Consider the following 5,742-nt stretch of genomic DNA (forward strand, 5'->3'; position numbering starts at 1 on the left):
TAACGGTTTGTTGCGTTGCGGGGTGGGGGCCGGGCCTGGTGCCCCGGATCGCGCGCAAGCGCGCTCCCAACAGCGCACGGCGGTGCTGCGTGTGGGCCGCGTGGCCCTGTGGGTGCGCGCTTGCGCGCGATCAGGCCAGCCGGTGGCCGCAGTCCGGCCCGCGGGCGATGGCCTTGCGGATCTCTTCCAGCGCGTTGGGATCATCCAGGGTCGAAAGATCCCCGGGATCGGTCCCCTGCATCAGCGCCTGCAACGACCGGCGCAACAGCTTCCCCGAGCGCGTCTTCGGCAGCGCGCTCACGACATAGACGCAGCCAGGCCTGGCGAGGGCCCCCAGCAATTCGACCACACGACGCTCCATCGCGTGCGCGACATCCGCGGGGTCATCCGTGACGCCCTGCTTCAACGTGGCGAACACGGCGGGCAGCTGCCCCTTGAGCTCATCCGCGACGCCGACGACCGCCACCTCGGCGACCGCACCCAGGGTCGCGACCGATTCCTCGATCTCGCGCGTCCCCAGCCGGTGCCCGGCGACATTGATCACATCATCGGTGCGGCCGAGGATGAAGGTGTAACCATCCGCATCACGCACGGCCCAGTCCAGCGAGCTGTACAGCAACTCCCTGAAGTGGCCGAAGTAGCTCCGCTTGTAACGCTCATCGTCGCGCCAGATGGTGGTGAGGCAACCCGGCGGCAGCGGCGGCTCGATCACGAGCACGCCCTTCTCCCCCGCGGGCTTGTCCTCGCCCGTGGCATCGTCGATCACGCGCATGCGATAGCCGAACGTGGGGAACCCGGGTGAGCCCGGCTTCACCGGCTTCATGTCGAGGCCGGGCATGAGCGACAGGGCCGGCCAGCCGGTCTCGGTCTGCCAGTAATTGTCGATCACCGGTTTGCCCGTGCCGCCGCTGAGCCAGTCGTAGGTCGGCTGGTCGAGCGGTTCGCCGGCGAGGAATATCCACTTCAACGCGGACAGGTCGTACTTCTTCAGCCAGCCTGCATCCTGCTTTTTCAGCATGCGGATACCCGTCGGTGACGAGAACAGCGTGCGCACGCCATATTGCTCGCACAGCTTCCACCAGATGCCCGGGTCGGGATTCACCGGCGTGCCTTCGTAAAGGATCGCCGTGCAGCCACCAATCAGCGGCCCGTAGACGTTGTACGAGTGGCCCACCGCCCATCCCACGTCCGATGTGCACAGGATGGTCTGGCCCGGCTGCAGGTCGAAGATGGCGGTCATCGACAGGGCCAGCGCGACTGCGTAGCCGCCGACATCGCGTTGCACGCCCTTGGGCTTGCCCGTGGTGCCTGACGTGTACAACAGGTAGCTCGGTTCGTTGGATTCGAGCCAGGTGACCGGCACCACTTCGTCGAGATGCGCTTCGCGATGCACCGCGTAGTCGATGTCGCGCCCCGGCACCCATTGCATGCCCTTATCCAATCCACGATCCACGACAAGTACGTGCGCCGGTGGCGACGCCGCCTCACGCAGCGCGGCGTCGACCAGTGGTTTGTACGGAATGACCTTGCCGCCGCGCATGCCCGCATCGGCGCAGATGAGCAGCTTCGGCTCGGCATCATCGATGCGCAGCGCCAGGTTGTGCGCGGCAAACCCGCCGAAGACGACGGAGTGGATGGCGCCGACCCGCGCGCACGCCAGCATCGCGAACACGGCTTCGGCGATATTGGGCAGGTAGATGACGACGCGATCGCCGCGGCCGACGCCGAGTGCCTGGAGTGTCGCGGCAAACGCATTTACCTCGCGGTAGAGCTCCGCGTAAGTGATCTCACGCGTGACGCCCGTCTCCGTCGAGACCGCGATGATCGCGGCCTGGCCAGGGCGCGCATCCAGGTGGCGGTCGATGGCGTTGTGGCAGAGGTTGGTCATGCCACCGACGAACCAGCGACGGAACGGCGGGTTTGACTGGTCGAGGATGTACTGCGGCGGCACCTGCCAGTCGATCAGGTGCGCCTGCGCGCCCCAGAACCCCTCCGGGTCGTCGACCGACTGGCGCCAGCTTTCCTCGTAGCCCATGGGCATGCCTCCTGTGGAGGCCTTCGAGGGTAGCCTAGCCGGGGATCGGGTGCCTTGCTACGTTGGTCGAGGGTCGCTATCGCGCGCAAGCGCGCTCCCACGAGGAGCCTGGAATACTGCATGTGGGAGTGTGCTTGCGAACGAGGCTCTTCCGCGGAACCGTCGCTCGCAAGCTCACTCCCACAGTTAGGTCGGTGGGCTGCTACTTCTTGCCCTGCCCGGGGCGGGCTACGTCGTACATCTCCCAGGAGATTTTCTTCAGCAGGGCCTGGCGGTCGTCGCCTTCGGTGTAGAGATCGAAGTGGGTCTTGCCGGGCAGGAAGCGGATGTCGCTCTTCGCGTGGAGGCCGTCGAGCGTGTCCTTGAGCAGCTTGGCCGAGCCTTCGAGATAGAAGGTGTCCGCGGTGCCGACGATCAGGTGGATCTTGCCGTCGAGATCCGGCTTCAGCGCCGGCCACTGCGTGCGCAGGCGCTGGGCGATGTCGAAGTGATCGCGCCAGTAGGTGACGACATTGGCGTCGACAGCGCCCGTATCGCGGTTGAACATCGGCATCGGCCGGCCGTCCTGTCCGCGCGGCGAGAACACCCACTCGAACGACGCAAGCTGGCCGCCATAGGCACCGAGCACGCGCTCGAGGCGGGCGAAGGTCTCGAACGTGGCGATGACCTTGCCGTCATCGCGAACCAGCGGGATCGCGCTGCCATCGGCATGCTTGTACGCATTGGCGTTGTTCGCGTACAGGTCGATGCCGGTGAAATCGTGGAAGTCGCTCGGGTCGGGCGAGGTGGACCACGTGCCGCCGAAGATCTTCGGATAGCGGGTCTGCAGCCACAGCGTGGCCCAGCCGCCCGACGAGTGCCCGTTGAGGAAGCGCCCGCTGGTCTTGCCATCCATGCGGTAGCGCGTCTCGAGCCACGGGATGTATTCGGTGGTGAGCGCGTGGCCCCACGGCCCGTTGTTCACGGAATCGGCGAACTCGTGCGTGCCGGTCGGGCCGGATTCGTCGAGGAACACCCAGATCATCGCCGGCATCTGGTTCTTCGCCATCGCATCCCACACGTTGGCGATAGAGCCGGCATAGCGATCGAACCCACCGCCGAAGCCGTGGGTCACGTACACCACCGGGTACTTCGCATTGCCCTGCTCGTAGCCCGGCGGGGTCACCACCCAGGCGCGGATGGAAAGCGGGCGGCCGGCGAACGCCGTGAGCGCCTTGCTCTCGAGCACTTCGGCATGGGCGTGCTTGCGCGCCTCGGGCAGCGCATCGCGCGTGGCCGGCGGCGCCGAGGGCGGCAGCTGCCAGGGATCACGCTCGGGCACCGTCTTGCTCAGCTTGAGCACGGGGATGCTCCCACCCGCCGTGATCTTCACCGGGGTGACTTCGCTGATGAGGTCGCCCGCGCGACGGCCGCCGTAGTTGTAGTCATGGCCGACATCGAGCACGGCCTGGAACAGGTAATCGCCCGGCGGCAGGCTGGAGAAGCCCGAGGGGAACGCTTCGCCGTCCGCATCGAGGTCGACCGACTGCCCCGGTGCGATCCAGCTGACATCGCGACCCGCGACGGCGACGGCCTGGGGCTGGAAGGGATTGGTGTCGATCTCCGCAACCTTGCCACCCTTCCCTGCGCTTTTAGCCTTGTCGGCGGGCTCGGCGAACACCAGCAGGCGTCCCGAACTGCCCTTGTCGGTCGCGCCATCCAGCGACACGCGGATGATGCGATGGGCCAGGGGCGCGCTATCGGCATGCGCGGCGGCACCGCAGGCAAGGAGCGCAACGGCAAGGGCCGCGCGGGCGGGCGTGTGCTTCATCAGGATCTCCCTTCGTCCGGCCGCGGCGCGGCAACGCGGTCGATCCTGCCATGGCACCGGGGGGTGAGGAAATGCCGGATGGCATGGCCGCGAAAGGCTGGCGTGGCACCATGCCCACTTGCTCAGCCAACCGGAGAATCGCGAACGATGGATGCCGAATGGATCAGCCGCCACGCCCTGAGCCTGTGGGGCGTGCTGCTCGTCGTGGCCCTGTTGGGCGCGGATGCCGCGTGGCGCCGCGCCGTGCGCCGCCGCGAGGGGCAGGATCCCGCCGCGCTGCGCCTGTTGCGCCCCACCACCGCCTTCGCGGTGGTGGTCGCGACGCTGGTGGTGGCCTCGGTCATCGCGATCGAGGTCCGCGAGCAGGCCGGCCTGACGCTGTTCGATGCGCAGCTGGCCACGGACCTGAGGGCGAACATGCCACGCCCCTTGCTCCACGCCATCGCGTGGCTGACCCAGCTGGGCAACCCCATCGCGCTCGCGATCATTACAGGGCTGATGACCCTTGCCTTGCTCGTCCGCCGGCACCTGAGGCTTGCGGGCATCTGGCTGCTCGCCCTCGCGGGTACGGCCCTGATCAACTCCGGCCTGAAGGCCTGGTTCCAGCGCGAACGCCCGCTGCATGATCATGGCTTCGTCGTCGAGCACAGCTACAGCTTCCCCAGCGGCCACGCCTCGGGTTCCATGGTGTTCTACGGCATGCTCGCGTACCTGTTGCTCGTGCTTTGCCCGCCGCGCTTCCACCGGGGCATCGTCATTGCCGCGGTCACGGTCATCACCCTCGTCGGCATCAGCCGCATCCTGCTCCAGGTGCATTACTTCAGCGACGTGCTCGCGGGCTATTGCACGGGCCTTGCCTGGCTGACGCTTTGCGTGGGCAGCGCTGAGTATTTTCGTATGCGAGAGGGCCGCGCGGCGGTCCAGTAATTTCATGCGGCCAACACGCCGCCGATGGTCTCGTTGGCGCATGGCCAACGACCTGCCCCTCTCCATCGTCATGAATGCCGGCTCCGGCCACGGGGATACCGAGGCCGCGCGCGACACGATCCGCACGACCCTGGAGGCGGCCGGGCGCCCGCACCGGTTCTTCCTGATCGATGAGGCGCATCCGATCCTCGAGGTTGTCGCCGAGGCAGCCGCCCACGCGAAGCAGGAGGGCGGCGCGCTGGTGGCTTCCGGCGGAGACGGCACGATCAACTGCGTGGCAGGCGCCGCCTGGCGCGAGCAGTTGCCGATGGGCGTGCTGCCGCAGGGGACGTTCAACTTCTTCGGGCGGACCCACAACATTTCCGCGGACCCGCGCGAGGCCACCGAGGGCCTGCTGCGCGGCACGCTGCGGAACGTGCAGGTCGGCATGGTAAATGACCGCCTGTTCCTGGTGAACGGCAGCCTGGGCCTGTATCCGCAGGTGCTCGAGGATCGCGAAGCATGGAAGCAACGCTTCGGCCGACACCGGCTCGTGGCGTTGTGGTCGGGCCTGGCGACGATGATGCGCGGCTACCGGCCACTGCGTATCGAGGTCAGCGACGGCACGCGCACGCGCCAGCTCAGGACACCCACGTTGTTCGTCGGGAACAACGCGCTGCAGCTCGAAATCATCGGCCTGCCCGAGGCAAGCGATGTGTTCCGCAACGATGGCACGCTGGCCGGGCTCGTGTTGAAGCCGATCGGCCGGCTGACCATGCTCGGACTGATCCTGCGCGGCGCACTGGGCAGGCTAGGCGATGCGGAGAACGCGGTGAGCTTTCCGTTCCGCGAGATCACGGTGCGGCCGAAGCACCACCGCCAGCGATTCAAAGTCGCCGTGGACGGCGAAATCGCATGGATGGATCCGCCCATCGTTTTCCGTGCGGCACCACGGCCACTCGTGCTGATCACCGACGGCGAGCGCCAGCCC

General features: G+C 67.3%; 4 protein-coding genes. 2 read left to right on the plus strand and 2 right to left on the minus strand.

The annotated features are described in order from the left end of the window. Positions 1-130 precede the first annotated feature (130 nt). Both prpE and ACTHLF_RS03780 read right to left on the minus strand, forming a co-directional pair. Complete coding sequence (prpE, locus tag ACTHLF_RS03775; protein ID WP_440325001.1) at positions 131-2,035, minus strand: propionate--CoA ligase; 1,905 nt, start codon at positions 2,033-2,035, stop codon at positions 131-133. Between the two features lie 202 nt (positions 2,036-2,237). Further along, entirely contained in the window at positions 2,238-3,845 is a 1,608-nt protein-coding gene (locus ACTHLF_RS03780; protein ID WP_440325002.1) for an alpha/beta hydrolase, read from the minus strand. A 147-nt stretch (positions 3,846-3,992) separates the two neighbouring features. Between ACTHLF_RS03780 and ACTHLF_RS03785 the strand changes: the two genes are divergently transcribed. Both ACTHLF_RS03785 and ACTHLF_RS03790 read left to right on the plus strand, forming a co-directional pair. Next, complete coding sequence (locus ACTHLF_RS03785; RefSeq protein ID WP_440325004.1) at positions 3,993-4,772, plus strand: phosphatase PAP2 family protein; 780 nt, start codon at positions 3,993-3,995, stop codon at positions 4,770-4,772. 40 nt (positions 4,773-4,812) lie between these two features. Beyond that, positions 4,813-5,742, plus strand: a 930-nt coding sequence (locus ACTHLF_RS03790; RefSeq protein WP_440325006.1) for a diacylglycerol/lipid kinase family protein, incomplete at its 3' end; no start/stop codon positions are given.

This window comes from Luteibacter sp. (genome assembly GCF_051958795.1).
Taxonomy (GTDB): Bacteria; Pseudomonadota; Gammaproteobacteria; order Xanthomonadales; family Rhodanobacteraceae; genus Luteibacter.